Source organism: Actinoallomurus bryophytorum, from assembly GCF_006716425.1.
Taxonomy (GTDB): Bacteria; Actinomycetota; Actinomycetes; order Streptosporangiales; family Streptosporangiaceae; genus Actinoallomurus; species Actinoallomurus bryophytorum.
Map to the genome: position 1 here is coordinate 1,004,531 of NZ_VFOZ01000001.1, position 20,235 is coordinate 1,024,765.

Below are 20,235 nucleotides of genomic sequence, written 5' to 3' on the forward strand. Positions count from 1 at the left end.
CCCTCGTGTCTGCGGGGCCAGCCCCCAAGCACCGCGCCTGCCAGCGGCACCATCGGTCTTACGGCTAGCCGGTATGCCAAGGTGGTGTCCATGCTCCCCGACGCTGAGACCACCCCGCCGCCGGTACCCCCCGGTGCGCTCCTGCTCGAACTCGTACCCGTGCCCGTGACGGATCTCGACCGGTCCAAGGCCTTCTACGTCGACCGCCTCGGCTTCGTCGAGGACGTCGACGTACGCCCGGCGGACGGGGTGCGGATCGTCCAGCTCACCCCACCGGGCTCGGCCTGCTCGATCACCCTGACCGAGGGCCTGTCGGCCCTCGACATGCCACCGGGGACGCTACGGGGCCTGCACCTGGTCGTGAGCGACATCGAGGCGGCACGGGCAGCACTGATCGAACGCGGGACCGAGGTGGGCCCGGTCCAGGACATGGGCGGCGTCTACTACGCCTACTTCGCCGACCCGGACGGCAACACCTGGACCCTCCAGCACATGCCCTGGCGACCTTAGGTGTTCAGGGACTACCCAAGCGCGACCAGTAGCAGGGCCAGGGGTCAGCCCATACGCAGAGGGGAGCGACGCGGGTCTCGGAAGTTCACGTTCTCTGTCGTGAGGAACCCCTCCGGGCCCTGCTCCTCCAGGAGCGGGAGCTCCGACTCGTACATCGGATAAAGCTGGATGAGGTTGACCGGTCCGTCCGGGAGCTCGATGTGGGTGAAGTCCGGGTCCAGGTCGGTGACCAGGAACACGAGGAGGACCGACATCTCGGACTCGTCCGGGCTGATCGGGCCGCCGAAGTCGAAGACGTCACCCTCGCTGAACCGCTCCCTGCCCCGGCCGGCCTTCACGACCGAGCCCGCGGCGAGCGTCCAGTCCACCCGGTCGGAGTCCATGCTGATGAAGAGCTCCGGCTTGGCCGTCCGCCATTCGGGGTGCGAGGCCAACGAGAGGCCGTAGGTGAAGCCCGCGATGGTGTCCGCGCCGAACGGATCGCGGCAGGTGAAGGTGAACACCGGCGCCGCGTCATCGTCGACCGGCACCGTGTGGATCTCCGCGTCTCCGTTCGTCCACTCGCTCAGGTGGTCGAGATAGAGCCGCATGGAGTCGTCGCTCACTTGTGCTTCCTCTTCGGATTCGCCTTCTCGTACGCCTTCTGGGCCTTCTCCGCCGCCTCGGCCGCCACATCCGCGGCTGTCTTCTTCCAGATAATGGCCTTTCGGGCCTTCTCCGCAGCCTCGTTCGCTTTTCGCTGTGCCTCCAAGGCATTCCGCTGCCTGCTGTTCAGCTTTTCCTGCTCAGATGTCTGCTTCAGCCACTGCTGTCGCTCGTCAAGTGCCGCCTCCTGCTCCTTCGCGGCCTTGTCCGCCGCCTTCGTGGCCTGGCCTTGAACCGAACTGGACTTCCTTTCCCAGGCGCGCGGGAGATCGGCATCCTTGATCGGTCTTTGGGTCCTCGCGTCGAGCGCCATTCCGTTGCGGAGGATTCTCACGCCTCGAACGAGGACGCTACCGTCTCGCAGCTTTTTGGCACCTGCAAAGAGATCACTGGGCTTGTTGCTCTTGTCCTCATGCTGGTGGGCGCTGTTGCCGTCCGCCCCGCTGCCCTTCTCCAGCCGATAGAGGTCGGCGTTCTGCATCGCCGCCCTGAACATCGCCTCGTTCATGCCCAGCCTGTTCGCGTCCGCCACAAGCTTACGGTGCTCGTTTCCGTCGACGTGTCCCTTGTGGATGTCCCCGGCGGGGATGGGTTTTCCGGTGGTCGCGCTGATGATGTTCCCCGCCTGATCACGTTTGGCTCGTTTGAAGATCTCCTCACGGGTCGCCTTAGTGATGTGCGGTCGGTCCGTGCTCTTGATCGGCGGCTCGAAGGAGTTGTAGATCTCTCGGGCCAGCTGCAGCCTCGCGTCTCGGCTCAGCCTGCCATATCGCTGCTCGTAATCCCGGACGGAATCATTCGTCAGATCGACCCGCTCTTGTCGTGATCGGGGGGAGTACTCCACGCGCGGCACGGGATTTTCGCCGGGGTGGGCGAGGGGAGGGCTCTCGGTGAGCTCGTCGATCGCGCGGCGGGTGGTCTCAGGGCCCGTGGTGGTGCCGAGCCGGTCGGCCGCGGCGCGGTGCAGGGCGTCGGCGGACGGCTCGAACGGCCGGCGGCCGTCCATCACGTTGTTGAGGTGGTCGGCCAGGCTGGTCAGGGCCTCGATCTCGTGCGGAGCCGGAGTGTGTCCCAGGGTCTCGTGGGCGACGTCGTGCAGGAGGTCGGCGCGTGGCATCACGCCCTCGGGGGCCGCGCCCACGACGTCCGCGAGTTCGCGCAGGCCCCGCAGGTCGGTCGCCCGGAACGAGTAGTCCGGGGCCGTGTCGTAGAGCTCTCGCGCCGCGTCGGTGAGCTCCTCGGTGTACCGCATGTGCTCACGGGTCAGCCGCTCCGGCGGGACCTCGCCCTCGAACACCGCGTGGGTACGGTCGACCAGCATCGCGTGCTCGAGCGGATCGCGGCCCTCGGCCGGGAATACCGGGTGGCCGTCCTCGTCGAGGCGCGTGAGCAGATCCCGTACGTGATCCGGCAGTTCCGGCGTCACCTCCCCACGGGTGCGCGGGGTCTCCCCCGGGACTCGTGGACCGGGCTCGCCGCGAACCTCCGGCGGGCGGCCGGCGAACTTCTCCAGCTGCCTCAGGTCGCGCTCGCGCAGGTCGACGTGGGCGGGCACCGGGTTGCCGAGGTGGTCCACCACCACCGTGTGGTCCGCCCAGAAGCGGAACACGCTGCCCATCAGGCCCAGGTCGCGGTGCACCCCCGGCGCCGTCAGCGATCCTCCGCCGGTCCGTCCCGGGTCCGGGTAACCGTCGCGCAGGTCGAGGTGGTGGCCGAGCTCGTGGGCGATGACGGCCGGGTCCATGTCGGCGTACAGGTTGAGCATGTCCGGCCGCTCACCCGGGCCCATGCCGTCGCCCCGGTGCAGGCGCACGACCTGCGGGCTCGCGGCCTCCTCCGTCACCGACGCCGGCACCTCCTCGAACTCCGCGCGCAGGTGGAGCCGAGAGCCGTCGGAGGCGCGGTACTGATGGTTGAAATGCGCGTCGACCGCATCGAGGATGTTCGACTTGGCGCGTACGACGTCCGCGGGCGTCATCGCCGGATCGGCCTGGTAGCGGAGCCTGACCGTGAACTCGGTCACCGTTCGCGGGGTCTCCCCCGCTCCGGCCAGGGTCATCCGCCGTACCTCGACGCGTGAGGCGTCGGTGAACGGATGGATCTCGCGCAGGAGCGGCACCGCGGTCGCGGACTCCCGCAGATGCGCCCACTCCGAGGCGTGCGGCGCCTCTCCCGCGGTCACCGTGTCGGGAATCAGCGGCGTACGCGTGTCCGGATTCAGGTCGAGGCTGCGAGGCGAGGTGGCCTCACGCGCCACCGGTGTACGGGAGCCGGAGTCGAGTCCGGGCGCGTCCGTACGCGTGCCCGGCCCGGTCTCGGCGGCCGGGTGGTCGACGCGCGGTGCCGTCCTGCCCGGTGCGCTGTGAGGTGCGGTGCCGCCGGGTTGGGCTCGGCCCGCGTCGCCCGGCGTCACCGGGACCTCGACGGGCGCGGGCCGAAGCAGCGTCTCTGAGCCGCCGGACCGGTCGAGGACGACCGGTGGCCGGTCCGCCCCGGCCAGATCCGCGGGCGGCTCGCCGAGACCGTACGCGGGCGAGGAGTCGGGGCGGCCGGAGCCCCGGGCGACCGGAGACACCGGATCGCCGGAACTCTCTCCCGCGAGGGACACCTCGGCGGTGCCCTGCCCGGAGGCGGGCCGCCCGGGATCCCGGCTCAGGGGTACGGAGGCGTTCTGGCCGAGCGCCGGCCGGGCGCTCGACGTACCGGGGTTCCCGGACGCTGCCGACGTGCCGGATGGCAGGGTGCCCTTCGAGGCGAGGCCCTCCGCGGGGACGCCCGTACGGTGGGCGGCCACGGTCTGAACGGGCACGGCGTCGCCGGACCCATGGGCGGGCGGCAGGTTGATGAGCGCGTTGACCCGGCCGACGCCCGTACCGCCCGGGGAGGTGCCCTGGCCCTGCCCCCCAGGAGCGGCGTCGCCGCCGACGGCCGGGGCCTGGTCCGCGGCCAGCCTGGTCGTGGCCGGATCGCCCACCGCCGCGCCCTCGTGGCCGTACGCGGCGGGGGTCACGGGGACATCGGCCGCCGGGACGTCGGGCGCCGGGACGTCGGGCGCCGGGACACCGCCCTGACCCGCCTGCTCGCCAGGACCGATCACGGGGACGTCGGCCACCGGGGCCTCTCCGGCCTCGTACGGAGCGGCGTCCAGGCCGGATCGGGAGAACGCGGCCGGGGCGGCTCCCCCGTGCTGGCCGAGGAGGTGCTTACCGGTCTCCCCGGCGGCGCCCATGGCGGCCATACCGACGCCGAACTCGGCCGCCTGGGCGAGGTCGACGCGGTGTTCGACCAGCCCCTGCGCCGCGACGTTGCCCGCGGTGCCGGTCGCGGCGGCCACGCCCATACGCGTGAGAATCGCGTTGCCACCGTTCGCGCTCATCCGGTCGGCCAGCGCGGCGGTCAGCCGGGTGCCGCGGCCCGCGATCACGAGTCCCGCGCCGCCCATCACACCGCCGGCGACGGCGCCCTCCTCGATCGCGGTCAAGAGCTCCCCGCCGTCGAAGTTCCGCTGGACGCCCTCGTGGATGCGCGCGTACTGCCCGATGCCGTCCAGGCCACCGGCGAACCCCGCGCCCGCCGCGACGGCCTTCCACATTCCCCGGACCACGGTGACGATCCTGGCCAGGAGCGACTTGAGCATCGAGCCCTCGACCACGGTCACGGCGTTGGCCTCCGCGACCGACGTACCGGCCGTCAGCCACGAGATGGCCATCGCGGCCGTCCACGTCGCGACCAGGAACGCGCACGACAGCTCGAACTGCAGGCGAGCGGCGTTCTTCTGCTTGACCAGAAACCCGGCGGAGTCCCCCAGCGCCTGGCACATTCCGGCCAGCCACAGCAGCCCGCCCTCTTCACCGCCGCCTCGCAGCGCCGCCGCGAACGATCCGAACCTCTCGACCGCCTCACCCGCGTTGTTGGCCGTCACCGCACGGGAGTGCCCGTCCACGTCTCGTGCCACGTCCAGGACCGACGAGGCAGCGGTCGTGCACGCCGCTTCGATCGACTTCAGGCCCGCCATGTCGCCGTCCGGGTACTCACACCCGCCGACGAGTTCCTCAACTAAGCCGATGATTTGGTGGACCGCCGGCGGTGGCGGATCCGAACGTGCCAGTCCCGCCGCCACAGCGGGCAGCGAGTACGGGTTCTCCCCGGCCTGGGCGCCCTTGTCGGCGCCGTCCGGCAACGCCGCGCCCACCGTGTTCGCGTTCTCCGCCAACTGGTAGTTGCGGCCGTTGACGATCAACGTGCCCCCGGTGGCCCGGAGGAGGTTGACCATGTCCGCCAAGGCCGCGAGCACGACGTCCCGTACGGCGCCGAAGCCCATCGCCTGGTCGTCCCCGGTGAAGAACGCCCGGCCGATGTCATCCTGACCCCACGCCTGTCCGGCCGCGGCCAGCTCACGGCACAGCGTGTCGACCGCGAGCGCCAGGGTGTCGCCCGCCGCCGAGATCCCCTTCCCGGCGCTCTTGAACGTGTCGAACTGAACGGTGTATCCCGATACGGCCACGATTCACTCCTCGCCGGTCTCTTGGATACGAGGAGGTATGGGGAGTAGGGAGATGAGATCCCTCTCCCCGTCACGCAGCCGGGCGACCATGTCGTCCGGAAGAAACGCCGCGGTCATGTCCATCGCCTGAGCGGCCGCTTCCTCGGCGGCCTCGGCCACGACGGTCATGATCAGATGAGCCAGCTTCTGGGCGTTCAGCTTCGTCAGTGCCTGCGGTTTGAACCGGATGTCACGAAGCTGCCCCTGTGCGCCGACCTCGACCGATACCTCGCCATTGCGGGATCGGGAAGTGACGGTCACCTCGGCGACATCGCGCCGTAGCCGCTGCACTTCCTCGAGCCGCCGCTGATCACGCGTCGAACTCATCCGGACATTTTGGCGTTCCTGAAGATCGAAACGCCAGCTTTTCTTGATACTTAACGAAAGGCAAATAAGGACCGTTTATCCCAAAAAGGACATAAGGTACGTTGGAGCACCCAGCCTTCCCGGCGAGGCCAGGGCTCTACCGACCGGCCACGCGCTCACCATCGGCGTCAGCTAGGCCGGACCGACCGAGTTCGCCCAGATCGTTGGTGGGATATCGCCGAAGCGGCTTTGGGCCAAGAGGAAGGGAGCCCAAGGTCGGTGTGTGAAGACAGACCTAGACGCCCTTCTGGTCGCGCTCTATGTGCATCTGGATGACCACGACAAAGGCTTCGCCGGAGCCGGCATCGAGACAGCAGCCGCCAACCTCCCATCGACGATCTAAGGACGGCTACTCGTCCCGGCCGAGGATGAGGCCGCTCGTCGGGACTCCGGTGCCGGCCGTCACGAGGACGTTCTCGACCTCGGGGACCTGGTTCACCGACGTGCCGCGTATCTGGCGTACCGCCTCGGCGATGCCGTTCATGCCGTGGATGTACGCCTCGCCGAGCTGGCCGCCGTTCGGGTTGACCGGCAGCCGGCCGCCGAGTTCGATGCCGCCGTCCGCGACGAGGTCCTTGGCCTCTCCCCGGTCGCAGAAGCCCAGCTCTTCAAGCTGCATCAGCACGAACGGCGTGAAGTGGTCGTACAGGATCGCGGTCTGCACGTCCGCCGGACCCAGACCGGACCGGCTCCACAGTGAGCGGCCCACGACGCCCATCGCGGGGAGTGCGGCGACGTCGGTCTCGTAGTAGCCGAACATCATCATCTGGTTCGGCCCGGCTCCCTGCGCGGCGGCTCTGACCATCGCCGGCGGGTGGGCGAGGTCGCGGGCGCGGTCCGCGCCGGTCACCACGATCGCCACCCCGCCGTCGGACTCCTGGCAGCAGTCGAACAGGTGCAGCGGCTCGACCACCCACCGGCTGGCCTGGTGCTCCTCCAGCGTGATCGGCCGGTCGTGGAACCACGCCTTGGGGTTGGTGGCGGCGTGGCGCCGCATCGCGACCGCGACACGGCCGAAGTCCTCGCTGGTGGCGCCGTACTCGTGCATGTACCTCCGGGCCTGCATCGCGACCCACGCGGCGGGGGTGGCGAAGCCGTACGGCAGGTGCCAGGAGAACTCCAGCGTGGTCGTGCCCGGTGTCGAGCGCGTGCTCGCCTGGCCGAAGCGGTGCCCGGAGCGCTCGTTGAACGCCCGGTAGCACACGACCGTCTCCGCCTGCCCGGACGCGACCGCCATCGCGGCGTGCGCGACCGTGCCGCAGGCCGCGCCGCCGCCGTAGTCCACGCGGGAGAAGAAGTTCAGCTCCGGGATGCCCAGCTCGCGGGCGACCGCGATCTCGGAGTTGGCGTCCTGGGTGAAGGTCACCAGGCCGTCGACGTCCGACGGCGTCAGCCCCGCGTCCTTGATCGCGGCGATGCACGCCTCCGCGGCGAGCTGGAGCTCCGAACGGCCCGACTCCTTGGAGAACTCGGTCGCGCCGATGCCGGCGATCGCCGCCCGGCCCGAGATCGTCATGCGGGCTCCTTCAGCCGTACGGTCGCGGTGACGTGATCGCCGAGGCTCACCGCGCCGCGGACCTCCAGGGTGTGGTCGCCGGACCGGTGGCCGGTCAGGACCAGCGTCTCTCCCGCGTACGCCGGGACGCCCAGGCGTATCGCGATGCCCGAGAGCCGCGCGTCCGGGACGAGATCCAGGGCGCACCGCTGGACCAGGCCCATCGTGGTGAGGATGTTGAGGAAGATGTCCTTGGACCCCTGTGCCCTGGCACGTGCGGGATCGTGGTGCACCGGCATGAAGTCCCTGGTCGCCAGCGCGGTGGAGATCACGAACGTCGGGGTCAGCTCGATGCGGAGCGCCGGGCCGCCGGCGACCTGCGCCTCCTGCGGAGCCGCCGTCTCTTCCGGCACCGCACCGGCCGGCCGCCACTGCGGCAGCGTCAGCTCGTCGTCCATCCGCTGGAAGGACAGCTCGACGGGCATGCCGATACGGACGTCGTCACGGGTGCAGCCGAGGAGGTTCCCGACCATCCGCACGCCCTCCTCCAGCTCGACCAGCGCCACGACGAACGGCGACCGCTGCCCCGGAACCGGCGGATGGTGGTGCACGACATAGCTGTGCACGACGCCGCGCCCGCTCGCCGTGACGTGGTCGCGCTTGGTCGCGTGGCAGTGCGGGCACATCGGGCCGGGCGGATGTCGCAGCTCGCCGCATTCGGCGCAACGCTGGATGCGCAGCTCGCCGGCCTCGACGCCCTCCCAGAAGAACCGGGTGTCCGCGTTCACGGCGGGCCGCAGCGGATAGCGGCCATCGGGCGACGGGGCCGCGCCGCCGGAGTCGCGTGGCCGGAACTTCAGCACGCGGAACAGCATCTCCGCGACGCGTTCGTCCCCGGCGTACCAGGTCTGGTACCAGGTCACGAAGTAGCCCTCGCCGAGCGCGGTCTGCTTAGGGCCGACCACGTCGCCCAGGCGCAGGGTGATGCGGAGTTCTTCCCCCAGCCGGAGGTATCGGTCGTAGGTCTGCTCGCAGTCGGTGGCGACGATGCCCGTGTAGCCCGCCTCGTGCAGCATCGCGAGGGCGGGCTCGGACACGGCCGGCCGCCGCGGGCCCAGGCCGGGCATGGACCAGACCTGGATCATGGCCGGCGGGGCGTACTCGGCCCAGAGCGGGTTCGGATCACCGAGCGTCTGGGTCCAGTTGCGGATCATCGCCGCGTTCACCGGATCGGGGCACGGCCCGACCGGCACCTCCCCCTTGGCCGTGAGTTCGGCCGCGAGCGCCATGAGGCGATCGTGCATGTCTCTCCCTCCGCCGCGCGCGGTCAGCGAGGGGCCCGCGGCAGGCCGAGGCCGATCATCGCGATGATCTCACGCTGGATCTCGTTGACGCCGCCGCCGAAGGTGAGCACGAGGCCGCCCTTCACCCCGCGGTCGACGCGGTCGATCAGGTCGCGGGTCTCCTCGTCGCCCGGGTCGCCGTACCGCGCCAGCACCTCGCCGGCGATGCGCCCGGCGTCCTGCATGCGCTCGGAGCCGTAGATCTTGGTGGCGGAGGCGTCCGGCGCGCCGAGCCAGCCGAGGTCCATGCTCGCGGCGACCTGCCAGTTGAGCAGCTCGTTGATGCGCAGGAACGCGTGGATCTCGGCGACGGCGCGGCGTACGGCGGGCTGCTCGATCAGTGGCCGCCCGTCACGGCCGGGCTTGGTGCGCGCCCAGCGCAGGAACCGGTCGTAGGTGTGGGCGATGTTGCCGGCCGGGCCGAGCGTGACGCGTTCGTGGTTGAGCTGGTTGACGATGAGGTCCCAGCCGCGGTTCTCCTCGCCGACGAGCATGTCGACCGGCACGCGTACGTCCTGGTAGTAGGTCGAGTTGGTGTGGTGGCGGCCGTCCATCGTGACGATCGGCGTCGAGGAGAACCCCGGGTCGGTGCAGTCGACGATGAGCATCGAGATGCCCTTGTGCTTCTTGGCGTCGGCGTCCGTGCGCGCGGCCAGCCAGATGTGGTCGGCGTGGTGCGCGCCCGAGGTGAAGATCTTCTGGCCGTTCACGACGTAGTGGTCGCCGTCCCTGACCGCCGTCGTACGGAGCGCGGCCAGGTCGGTGCCGGCGCCGGGCTCGGTGTAGCCGATGGCGAAGTGGCACTCACCGGCGAGGATCCGGGGCAGGAAGCGCTTCTTCTGCTCCTCGGTCCCGTACTGCACGAGCGTCGGAGCGACGGTGTTGAGGGTGATGAGCGGGTACGGCACCTCGGCGCGGGCGATCTCGTTGGCGAAGATCTGCTGCTCGACCGGGCCGAAGCCGCGCCCGCCGTACTCCTCGGGGAGCGCGATGCCCAGCATGCCGTCCTGGCCCAGGCGCCGGCAGTGCTCCATGTACGAGGGGCCGAACGAGTCGCGATGGATCCGGTCCCGCTGCTCGTCGGTCAGGCAGGCGCGGAAGTAGTCGCGCAGTTCGTCGCGGAGCGCCTTCTGTGCGTCGGTCAGGTCGATGAACATCAGGCCACCAGAGCTCCGATCGCCTCGAGCTGTGCCTCGGCGCCACCGAGGAGATGGGCGTAGTGCTTGACCCACGCGAAGTGGCGGTGCAGCGGGTAGGTCACGTCGAGTCCGAGCCCGCCGTGCAGGTGCTGGCAGGTGTAGACGGCTTTCAGGGCTCCCTCGCAGGCGGCCCAGGCGGCGACGGCGAGCACCTCGGCGGCGTCGTCGCGGCCTTCGGCGAGCCGCCAGATGCCCGCCCACATGGCCACGTCCAGGGTGCGTCCCGCGATGTAGACGTCGCCCATCTGCATGGTGACGGCCTGGAACTCCGCGAGCACCCGGTCGAACTGCTGACGCGTCTTGACGTGCTCGGTGGTGAGGCGCAACGCCGAGGCGAGGGCACCGGACGCGCTGGCGACGGCCCCGGCGGTGGCGTGCCCGAGCAGTGTCTCGTACGCGCCGGCGCCGAGCAGGGTGTCCGCGCCGGCGCGGACGCCGTCCAGGCCCAGGCGCGCCATGGGCTCGTGGGTGGCGGCCGGGTACGGAGTGAGCGCGACCTGGCCGGGCTCGAGAAGGAAGACGCCGACGCCGCCGTCCTCGGTACGGGCGGGGACCAGGATGTAGGCCGACTGCCCGGCATAGGGCACGAAGGTCTTCACGCCGTCGATGACGTACGCGTCGCCGTCGCGCCTCGCGGTCGTGGCGATCGTCGCGGTGGGCGCCGTGCCGGGCGTCGTACCCGGTGTCGCCGCGGGGGGCACGGACAGGTCGGTGCCCGGCTCGCGTACCGCGGCGGTGATGACCAGTTCGCCCTCGGCCAGCGCGGTGAGGCGCGCGCGCTGGTCGGCGCTGCCGTGGCGTGCGACGGTGACGGCGGCGATCAGCGAGGCGTACGCGGGCACCGGCGCGGCGTACGCCGCGATCTCCCGTAGGAGCACCGCCAGCCCGACCGCGTCGAGCCCGGCCCCGCCGAGATCCTCCGGCAGGCAGGCGCCGAGCAGGCCGGCATCGGCCAGCGCCGTCCAGAGTTTGCCGTCGTAGGGGTCACCTGAGCGTTCGTGTGCGTCGAGCCGGACCGTGGTGGCCTCGCGATCGAGCAGGCCCCCCGCCAGTGTCCGCAGCTCCTGAAAGCTCTCGTCGAGATCGAAGTCCATGATCCCCTCTCGCGGCAGAAGCAGGCGGCAGCCGGGACTGCGATGAAAACTAGAACAGATTCTAGTACGTGTCCACCTTGAGGGAACTGCTCTCATCCCACCATGTGGTGCGATGGTTGACTGATCGCATAACATCCACTTTCGAGCGCCTGTACAGCTCGCGCGGAATAACGTGTTCTCGCGCATGTACCCTTGTGCACAGTAACCGCGCGGATAGGTTCCGCGCTCCCCGAGGGAGGGCCGACGTGACCGCAGAACCCGCGGCGGCCGGTCACCAGACAGGCCGCTCCCGCAGCCAGCACCAGCGCCGCAAGCGCATCCTCCAGGCCGCCGCCGCGCTCGCGTCACGCGGGGGCGTGGAGGCGATGCAGATGCGGACCGTCGCCGAACGCGCCGGAGTGGCCCTGGGCACGCTCTACCGCTACTTCCCGTCCAAGATGGATCTCGTGGTGGCCGTCGTCAACGAGGAGATGGACACCCTCGAGGCGAGCCTAGACCGCCGTCCGCCGAGGTCGGGCTCCCCCGCCGGCCGTGCCGTCGAGGTGCTCATGCGCGCGACGCGCGGTCTGATGCGCGAGCCGGAGCTCGCCGACGCGCTGATCCGCTCGCTGCTGCTCTCGGACGTCAAGACCGACCTGGGCGACCGGATGGCCGGGATGCTCGCGAAGGTGGCCGAGGACGGGGCCGGCCGGCCCGAGGAGCACGGCGTGCTGCTCCGCTCACTCTCCAGCATCTGGATCATGGAGATGATGGAGATCCTGCGAGGCCGCAGCGGCACCGAGCGGCTTCAGGCGCGCCTGGAGATCGCCGCCGAGCGCCTGCTCGCCGGCTTCTGAGGGACCGTGATCAGGCGGCGGCGCCCGCCGCACGAAGATCGCGGTAAAGCCCGGAGCGCATGAACTGCAGGATCAACCGGGCGAGAAGGGCCTCAAGGAGCATCACGAGGGCCTTCGCGAGGATGGTCGAGACGAGGTCCGGCACGGGGAACACCTAACTCATCGGGGGGTAGTTTCGACCCGAGTATGCCTGCTTGTCCGAATTTTAGGCAACTACTCTCGGTAACAGGCAGATGAACATCCCCTGACGTCAGGTCACCGGCCGAACCCCCTGAGTCACCCCGCGCCCCGTACGGTACGCCAGACCATCCGTGCACCGTCGGCGACCTCGGCCGGAACGGCGGCCGAGATGCCGCTCGGAAGACCGTCCTTCATCCCGTCGGCGAGGCCGTCCTTGACCCCCTCGGCCAGCCGCGCGGCCAGCTCGGCGCCCGGCACGTACGCGACCAGTGTGCCGCTGGGCAGGCGCGTCACCAGGAGCGCCCCGAGCGCGAAGCCCCCGGCGCAGGCCAGCGCGATCATCCAGCCGTGCGGCAGCAGCGGCGTGCTGCCGAAGAACTGACTCAGCACCGGGACCTGGACGATGATCCCGAGCGCGGCGAACGAGGCGACCCCGGACACCAGGACCAGCGGATCACGGCCGCCGGTCACGATCGTCTGCGCGAGCTGCGTGCCGACCAGGGCGACGAGACCGACCGTGTCGGCCTGGTTCCGGGTGCCGCTCATCCGGCCGAGCGTCCAGGCGGCCATGGCGGCTCCGGCGGTGGCGCTCGCGCGTACCGCGATGTCACGGGTGAGCGCGGAGCCGAGCGAGCGGTCGGGCCCTTCCTGGAGCAGTTCCTCGCGGCTCACTCCCGAGGGCGGGCGGGACGCGAGCGCGACCGCGGGGAGCATGTCGGTGAGCAGGTTGACCAGGAGGAGCTGGCGGACGTTCAGCGGGCTGGCGCCGCTGACCAGACCTGTGACGACGGTGAAGGCGATCTCACCGAGGTTGCCTCCGAGCAGGACGGCGAGCGCGTCGCGGGTCGACCGCCACATCGCCCGGCAGTCGGCGATCGCGTCGGTGATGGTCTCGATCCGGTCGTCGGTGACCACGACGTCCGCGGTCTCGCGTGCGGCCGGAGTGGCACGCTCGCCGAGCGCGATCCCCACGTCGGCCAGCCGGATCGCCGGGGCGTCGTTGGCGCCGTCGCCCGTGACGGCCACCACGCGGCCGGCCGTCCGTAGGGCCTGGACGACGCGTGCCTTCTGGCTGGGGCTGACCCGGGCGAACACCGAGACCGTGGCCAGCGCCTCCGCGAGCTCGTCGTCCTCCAGGGCGTCGAGGTCGGCGCCCGTCATGATCCGGCCGTTCAGGAGGTTCAGCTCCGACGCGATGGCCTCCGCGGTCGTGGGGTGGTCACCGGTGATCATCATGACGTCGACGCCGGCCTTGCGCAGCCGCGAGACGGCCTCGGCGGCGGTCGGCCGTACCGGGTCGGCGATGCAGACCAGGCCGAGCAGGCACAGCCGGTCGATGCGCGACTCGGTGAGGTCCTGGCGGCCCGACGCCTCGCGTTCGGCGACGGCGAGGACGCGGTATCCGAGACGCGCCAGCCGGTCGATCTCCTGCTCGACCTTCTCCCGCGCGCCGGAGTCGAACTCCGTGAGGCCCTCCTCGCGCGCCCACGTGACGCAGCGGTCCAGCACGATCTCCGGCGCTCCCTTGACGCTGAGGACCTGCCCGTCCGGGGTGCGGCCGAGCACGGCATGGTAGCCGCGGGCGGGCTCGAACGGGATCTCCTCGACGCGTTTCCAGGACGTGTACCCCTCGGACTCGTCCATGCCGAGCTTCTTGGCCGCGCGGATGATCGCCCGGTCGGTGGGGTGTGGCAGCCTCCGGCCGACCTGCTCCGGGCTCGCACGGAGCGCGGCCGCGACGATCACCCGGCGCTGCGGCGTCAGCTCCTTGAGCGGGGTGGCCGACTCGCCGTCCGAGACCTGCCTCAGCCGGAGCCTGCCCTTGGTCAGGGTGCCGGTCTTGTCGAAGCACAGGACGTCGATCCGGCCGAGGGCCTCGATCGTCGACGGGTTGCGTACGAGCGCGCCGCGCCGGGACAGGCGGCGCGCCGTCGCCAGCTCCGCGGCGGTCGCGACGAAGGGCAGGCCCTCCGGCACCGCGGCGACCGCGAGGCTGACCGCCGGGCCCAGGGCCTGGGCGACCGACCGCCCGCGCAGCAGGTCCGACAGGAACAGTCCCGCACCGGCTCCCAGCGCGACCGGCAGCGTGACCGCGGTGAGGGACTGGAGCCGTGACTCGACCCCGCCGGGGCGGCGCTCGCCGGCGAGCCTCGTCGTACGCCCGATCTCGGTCCGGTCCCCGGTGGCGACGACGACCCCCGTCGCCTCCCCGGCCGCGATGACCGTGCCCTCGTAGAGCATCGAGGTACGGTCCGCGACGGCCTTGGACACGCTCGGCCGTGCGCTCTTGATGACCAGCTGCGACTCGCCGGTGAGGCTGGACTCGTCGACCTCCAGCCCCTTCGCGGCGAGCAGCCGCAGGTCCGCCGGCACCGCGTCGCCGGCGCTCAGCATGACCACGTCGCCGGGCACCAGCTCCTCCGCCGTGGCTCTCACGTCGGGCTCCGCCGGGTCGGGCCGCCGCAGGCGTACGCGCACGGCGCTGAGGTCGACCAGTTGCCGCAGGGCACGGTCGGCGCCGACGCGCTGGACACCGGACATGAGGGCGTTGACCCCGAGGACGGTCCCGATCAACGCGGCGTCGGTGATGGAGCCGACCACCGCGGACACTCCCGCCCCGGCCGCCAGCGCGGGCGTGAGCGGGTTGTCGAGCTCCTCGACCGTGACCCGTGCGAGGCCGGGGATCTCCGGCCCGCCGGTCTCCGCGTGGATCCTTCGGCGTTCCGCCTCCGACTCGCTGATGCCCGACGTGGTCGAGTCGAGCCGGTCCAGTACGGCCTGGGCCGGCCACGCGTGCCAGGGCGTACGGTCGGCCGGCACGGCCTGGGGCCGCCGGGTCACCGCGAGCCCCGCCCAGGTCCCGGTCGCGAGGGCGGACAGCGCCGCCATGTCGACCGCGAGCTGGGCCCTGCGCGCGGCGGTCGCGGGGGTTCCGGTCGCGGCCAGCAGAGCGCCGGCCACCGACCCGACCTCGGCGATACGGGCCGAGCGCGAGCTGACGTCACGGGCGGGCAGCAGCGCCTCGATCAGCGGGTATGCCTTCCCGAGGCCCGGACCGCAGAGAATGTGGGCGCCCCAGGGCGGATGGCCGTTCGTCCCCAGGAGCCCGACGCCGATGTCGGCGGCGGCCAGCGCCGCTCCGCCCCGCGCGGAGATCAGCATGACCGTACGGCCGTCCTCCTGCAGCCGCCGGATGGAGGTCAGGAGCCGGCTCCCCCCGGGTACCGCCTGCTCGACCGGGAGCCGGTGCCGCAAGCCTGCGGCGGCACCGGCGACGGCGACCGCGCAGGCGCGCCGTGCGGTCACGAGCAGCGACTCGGCGAGGGAGTCCAGCTCGACCACGACGGACACCAGCGCGACCGGCTCGTCGTCGTGGGTCAGGAGGAGTACGGTCGCGCCGCCCTTGCGCATCACGGCCAGCTGTTCCTCCGCGCCGGGCGGCATGGTGCGTGAGCGCAGCGGCGCCACCGCCCAGGGTCCGTCCACGTGGCGGCCGCTCAGGTTCTGCACGTCGACGAGAGCGTGCGCACGCTCATGGATCTCTTCGGGCGGAATCCCCTCGTCGCCGACCTGGACGATCTCGTCGATGACCAGGTTGCCGGTCCTCAGCGCGGACGCGTCGACGACCAGCTGGTCCACGCGGTCGAGCCTTCTCAGCGCGTCCGGCTCGACCACGACGACGTCGCGGCGGCCGGCCGACATGCCGAGCTGGGCGGCGAACGCGTCACGCCCCAGCCGCGCCGCCTTGGGCACACCCGCGGCGAGCACGCCCTGGGCCCGGTCCGCGTCACGACCGAGGGCGTACGTGCCGACGGCCGCGGTCAGTGCGGCCGGGATCGTCCAGGCGGCGCGTTCCACCGGCCCGTACGGCAGCGGAACCGGCCTTGGCGGCACGTCGATCGGCTCCGCGTGGAAGGCCCCGGGGATCGGCGCCATGCGGCAGGCCTGGCGGTTCCAGGTCGCCAGGTGGCCGCGCATCTCGACGATCCGGATCATCCGGTGCACGGAGTTGATGAGCGGCCCGGACGGCTGGTACGCGAACGCGTGGGTGATCGCCACACCGCCGCCGAGGACCAGATCGGTCGCCGGCCTCCCGATCCGCCGCTCCAGCCCGCCGCGTACCTGCGGAGCCGCGTCGGCCATCGCGGCGAGCGTCGCCACACCGGGCGGCAGCGGCGTGGCCCGCACCAGCCGCCCGGCGATGGCGGCACCGCCACCGGCGAGGTACGCGCCGACGAGGACCGCATCGCGGATGACGGTCTGCCGGTTCGCCGGATGACCGATCGCGGAGAACGGCTCACCGGAGACGGCGTGGAGCTCCTCGATCGCCTCGACCACGTCGAGAAGCGCGTCGACCGGCGTCTCGTCGCCGTGCACGACCATGACGAGCCCGAGGGGCGCGTTCACCTCGGCGCGCGTCACCCCGGCGACGTCGAGAAGCCGGGCGACGAGCGACTTGGCGACGGCCTCGGTCCCCGGCTTGTGCATGCCACGAACCTGAATCCGCGTAGACCCGGGCGAGGCGTGCACCTGCCGCCGCTCCATGGCGCCGGAAACCCCGCCGGCCACCGCCCGCAGGGCGTTGCCGGGCAGTCCGGTCGCGGTACCGAGAAGTCCTCGCAGTCGCATGGCTGTCTTCCTCGTCGCGGTGTACGTCGGTGATCACTACTGACGGCCGAACGTGCGTGCCACGGCGCCTTGGGGCCAGACGCGAGCTCCCGACACGACGCGGCCCGGTTTCATGGCCCTGGCCCCGGTTTCGTGGGCCCTGGTCCTGGTTTTCGTGACCCCGGCCCCGGCCCCGGTCTCGCCTGGCCGGTGGCCCAGACCTGGCCGGTGGCCCAGACCTGGCCGGTGGCCCAGACCTGGCCGGTGGCCCAGACCTGGCCGGTGGCCCAGACCTGGCCGGTGGCCCAGACCTGGCCGGTGGCCCAGACCTGGCCGGTGGCCCAGACCTGGCCGGTGGCCCAGACCTGGCCGGTGGCCCAGACCTGGCCGGTGGCCCAGACCTGGCCGGTGGCCCAGACCTGGCCGGTGGCCCAGACCTGGCCGGTGGCCCGGTCGCGATGCGACCTGGGCCACGGGCGGATCCGGATCGCGGGCGCATCGGATCGCGGGCGGGGCCGGACGTGGCGCCGGAGGCGCCGGAGCGCCGGGTGGCAGGTGGTCTCTCTCTCGGACGCCGCCTGCGTCTGAGGACGAATCCCCTAGCACCCCGGCCGCACTCCGCGTGCGCATCCCGGGCTGAGGCCGGCCTGGCCCGTACGTCGGTCCCGCACGCGGCTCCGCTGGCTCCCGGCCAACCGGCCGGCCCCGCCCAGACGTGGGGACGGCCTGCTCGTGCGCGACGCGGTCTCGGGTGCCGGTGTTCCGCAGGGTGGTTCGGCGATCACGTGCGCGTCGTGGATCCCGGTTGCCGCCTGGTACGGGAGCGCAGGCCTCCCGCTCTGCGGCCGGTCCGGCGGGCGATCATGGCGCCGACGCCGATCGCGGCGGCCACCGGCCAGTCGATGGCGCCGATGACGGCCGCCAGCCCCAGGCCGCCGTAGAACGCCAGGCGCTCGGGTGGCGGGAGGTAGCCCGCGACGACGCGGCCGGCGTCGCCGACGTAGGACATCCCCGGTGTCGGAACGTGAAGGACCTTCATGTGAGGCGTGAGGACGGGCACCGCGACGTTGACCCCGTTCCCGTTCGCGGTGCCGGCGCGGGCCGCCAGCCGGCGCTGGCCCGAGACGGTGGTACTGGACGCGCCGGACGTCCTGGCGCTCGACGTTCTCGCACTCGCGGTCCTGGCGCTCGACGGCCTCGCGGCTCTGGTGCCGGACGTCCTGGACCTGGAGGTCCTGGAACTCGAAGGCCTGGCGCTGGAGGTCCTGCCGCCGGACGTCCTGGAACCCGACGTCTTGGCGCTGGACGTCCTGGAACCGGGCTTCATCGCACTCGACGTCCTGGAATCCGACTTCATCGCACTCGATGCCCTGGAACCCGCCGACTTCATGGCGCTCGACGTCCTGGAGCCCGGCTTCATCGCGCTCGAGGCCCTGGAGCCCGACTTCATGGCACTCGAGGTCCGGGCGCTGGAGGTCCTGGGGCTCGAAGCCTTGGTGGCGGAGGCCTTTGCTCCGGATGCCTTCGTGCCCGAGGCCCTGGCACCCGAGGTGCCGGCGGCCGAAGCCCGGGCACCTGAGGTTCTGGCGCTCGAGGTGCCGGCGCCTGAAGTCCTGGCACCAGAGGTTCTGGCACTGGAGGTCCTGGCACTGGAGGTTCTCGCACCTGAGGTCCTGGCGCTCGAGGCCCTGGCGGTGGAGGCCTTCGCTCCGGATGCCTTCGTGCCCGAGCTCTTGGTACCCGAGGTGCCGGCGCCCGAAGTCCTGGCACCCGAACTCTTGGTGCGCGCGGCCGTCCCCCGTGACGCGGTCCCCGCTCTGGTCGCTCTCCCAGCTTCGGCCATACCGTCCCATCCCCCCGCTCACGTGCCCGAACGCGTTATCCGGTTAAGTCCACGTTGTTTCCGGGAGCGAGTGCCCCCAAGCGTCACGCCGCAGATCCAGACCGACCTTTTCCCTGGTCACGGCGGCGCAATGGGAAGCGACAACATTAGGGCCATCCCGCAGGAACGCCCCGGTCGGCCGACCGCGCAGGAGACGACACCACAGCGATTCCGGACGGTCCCTGGCGGGGTCATGCGCCCGATCGCCGACCGCTGGAGCGGGTCGAGGAACCAGGGCCAGGGCTGAATCCGGCTCTGGTTCCGAGACAGGGCTCGGCCCAGCGCCAAGCGCCGGATGCCGCGCCGGAACCCAGGGGCCCAGTGCGGGAAGCCGGAGCCGGGTGAGAGCGGGCGGGGTGCGAGAGCGGGGCGGGCAGAGGAGCAGGAATGGGACGGCGTGCCGGAGCGGGAGCGGCGCTAGCCCAAGCGCCCCAGCCCGCCCGAAGCGGATGCGTGCCCGGAGCGGGAGCGGCACCAGCCCAAGCGACCCCAGCCCCAACCCAGGCGACCCCAGCCCGCCCAAAGCGGATGCCTGGAGCGGGAGCAACCCCAGTCCGAGCGGCGCTAGCGGAGCACGGTCCCGGGTGTCCGGTCGAGCAAGGGCAGTTCCTCGCGGCGGGGTAGGCCCTCCCAGTCGCCGCGCTGGGTCACCGCGAACGCCCCCACGGTCACCGCCGTGTGCAGTGCGGCCGGGAAGTCCCTCCCGGCGAGCCGGTCCGCGAGGTAGCCCGCGGCGAACGCGTCCCCGGCGCCCACCGTGTCGACCGCCCGTACCGGCCGGGCGGCGCTGGACAGCGGCCGTCCCTCGCACCAGGCCGCGCAGCCGTCCGCGCCTCGCTTCACGACGACCTCCGACGGGCCCAGCCGGGCCAGCGCCTCCGGGTCCGGTGAGCCCGTCAGCAGTGTCGCCTCGTCCTCGCCGGCGAACAGCACGTCGGCGCGGGCCGCGAGGTCGGTGAGCACGGGCCGGGCCTCGTCCGGTGACCACAGCCGGGCGCGGTAGTTGACGTCGAAGGACACGCGCGGCGCGAGCTCGGTCGCGGCGAACACCGCCTCGCGGGCCGAGGCCGACAGCGCGGGTGTGACGCCGCTGACGTGCAGCAGGCCGGCCGTACGCAGCAGGTCCTCGGGCAGGTCACCGGCGGTCAGCCGCGAGCCCGCGCTGCCCGAACGGTAGTACGCGACGCCCACGACCTCCGGCAGCCGGTGTTCCTTCACCATGAGCGCGGTCGGGGCGTCGGCGTCGGTGACCACACCGGACACGTCCACGCCCTCACCGCGCAGCGTGGCGAGCACCAGCCGCCCGAACTCGTCGTCGCCGACCCGGCCCGCGTACGCGACGGGAACCCCGAGGCGCGCTGCGCCGATGGCGACGTTCGACTCGGCACCGGCGACGGTCAGCCGAAAGGAGACGGCGTGCCGCAAGGGACCGGAGCCGGCGGCGTCCATCACCGCCAGTACTTCACCGACGGTTACGATCATGCTACTCCTTGTCCCCAATATCCGGGCGTCTCCGACAGTACGGGTCGGACAG

The 20,235-nt window shown here is 71.7% G+C and carries 15 protein-coding genes; 4 read left to right on the plus strand and 11 right to left on the minus strand.

What is annotated here, in order from left to right:
- Positions 1-90 precede the first annotated feature (90 nt).
- The gene (locus tag FB559_RS04730) at positions 91-510 is read left to right on the plus strand and encodes a VOC family protein (RefSeq protein WP_141953684.1); all 420 of its coding nucleotides are present in this window, start codon (positions 91-93) and stop codon (positions 508-510) included.
- A gap of 44 nt (positions 511-554) precedes the next feature.
- On the opposite strand, the gene FB559_RS04735 is transcribed toward FB559_RS04730, so the two are convergent.
- From FB559_RS04735 to FB559_RS04765, 7 genes are all read right to left on the minus strand, one after another.
- The gene (locus FB559_RS04735) at positions 555-1,115 is read right to left on the minus strand and encodes a suppressor of fused domain protein (RefSeq protein WP_141953687.1); all 561 of its coding nucleotides are present in this window, start codon (positions 1,113-1,115) and stop codon (positions 555-557) included.
- On the minus strand, positions 1,112-5,659 hold the full coding sequence (locus FB559_RS04740) for a GH-E family nuclease (RefSeq protein ID WP_141953689.1): 4,548 nt from the start codon (positions 5,657-5,659) through the stop codon (positions 1,112-1,114). The genes FB559_RS04735 and FB559_RS04740 overlap by 4 nt, the downstream gene beginning before the upstream one ends.
- Positions 5,660-5,662: 3 nt before the next feature.
- Complete coding sequence (locus FB559_RS04745; RefSeq protein ID WP_141953691.1) at positions 5,663-6,025, minus strand: YbaB/EbfC family nucleoid-associated protein; 363 nt, start codon at positions 6,023-6,025, stop codon at positions 5,663-5,665.
- 388 nt (positions 6,026-6,413) lie between these two features.
- Positions 6,414-7,580: a lipid-transfer protein gene (locus tag FB559_RS04750; RefSeq protein ID WP_141953693.1), complete on the minus strand. Its 1,167-nt coding sequence runs from the start codon at positions 7,578-7,580 to the stop codon at positions 6,414-6,416.
- Entirely contained in the window at positions 7,577-8,863 is a 1,287-nt protein-coding gene (locus FB559_RS04755) for an OB-fold domain-containing protein (RefSeq protein WP_141953695.1), read from the minus strand. The genes FB559_RS04750 and FB559_RS04755 overlap by 4 nt, the downstream gene beginning before the upstream one ends.
- Positions 8,864-8,886: 23 nt before the next feature.
- Positions 8,887-10,059, minus strand: a complete 1,173-nt coding sequence (locus FB559_RS04760) for an acyl-CoA dehydrogenase family protein (protein ID WP_141953697.1) — start codon at positions 10,057-10,059, stop codon at positions 8,887-8,889.
- Positions 10,059-11,195 (minus strand): acyl-CoA dehydrogenase family protein, encoded by a 1,137-nt coding sequence (locus FB559_RS04765; RefSeq protein WP_141953699.1) that lies wholly within the window; start codon positions 11,193-11,195, stop codon positions 10,059-10,061. The genes FB559_RS04760 and FB559_RS04765 overlap by 1 nt, the downstream gene beginning before the upstream one ends.
- Before the next feature lie 245 nt (positions 11,196-11,440).
- Here FB559_RS04765 and FB559_RS04770 point away from each other — a divergent pair, with 245 nt between their 5' ends.
- Positions 11,441-12,031, plus strand: a complete 591-nt coding sequence (locus FB559_RS04770; protein WP_141953701.1) for a TetR family transcriptional regulator — start codon at positions 11,441-11,443, stop codon at positions 12,029-12,031.
- 10 nt (positions 12,032-12,041) lie between these two features.
- On the opposite strand, the gene FB559_RS46080 is transcribed toward FB559_RS04770, so the two are convergent.
- Together FB559_RS46080 and FB559_RS04775 are read right to left on the minus strand one after the other, a co-directional pair.
- On the minus strand, positions 12,042-12,176 hold the full coding sequence (locus FB559_RS46080; RefSeq protein WP_281286224.1) for a hypothetical protein: 135 nt from the start codon (positions 12,174-12,176) through the stop codon (positions 12,042-12,044).
- Between the two features lie 131 nt (positions 12,177-12,307).
- Positions 12,308-16,840, minus strand: coding sequence for a cation-translocating P-type ATPase (locus tag FB559_RS04775; RefSeq protein WP_141953703.1), 4,533 nt, complete (start codon positions 16,838-16,840; stop codon positions 12,308-12,310).
- A gap of 189 nt (positions 16,841-17,029) precedes the next feature.
- On the opposite strand from FB559_RS04775, the gene FB559_RS43635 reads away from it, so the two are divergent.
- A complete protein-coding gene (locus FB559_RS43635; RefSeq protein WP_185792044.1) occupies positions 17,030-17,407 on the plus strand; it encodes a hypothetical protein in 378 nt (125 codons plus the stop codon).
- Between the two features lie 193 nt (positions 17,408-17,600).
- Here FB559_RS43635 and FB559_RS04785 read toward each other — a convergent pair whose 3' ends face one another.
- A complete protein-coding gene (locus FB559_RS04785; RefSeq protein WP_141953705.1) occupies positions 17,601-17,858 on the minus strand; it encodes a hypothetical protein in 258 nt (85 codons plus the stop codon).
- A 7-nt stretch (positions 17,859-17,865) separates the two neighbouring features.
- Here FB559_RS04785 and FB559_RS04790 point away from each other — a divergent pair, with 7 nt between their 5' ends.
- On the plus strand, positions 17,866-18,948 hold the full coding sequence (locus FB559_RS04790) for a DEAD/DEAH box helicase (protein WP_141953708.1): 1,083 nt from the start codon (positions 17,866-17,868) through the stop codon (positions 18,946-18,948).
- 317 nt (positions 18,949-19,265) lie between these two features.
- On the opposite strand, the gene FB559_RS04795 is transcribed toward FB559_RS04790, so the two are convergent.
- Positions 19,266-20,183: a sugar kinase gene (locus FB559_RS04795; RefSeq protein ID WP_141953710.1), complete on the minus strand. Its 918-nt coding sequence runs from the start codon at positions 20,181-20,183 to the stop codon at positions 19,266-19,268.
- Positions 20,184-20,235: the final 52 nt, after the last annotated feature.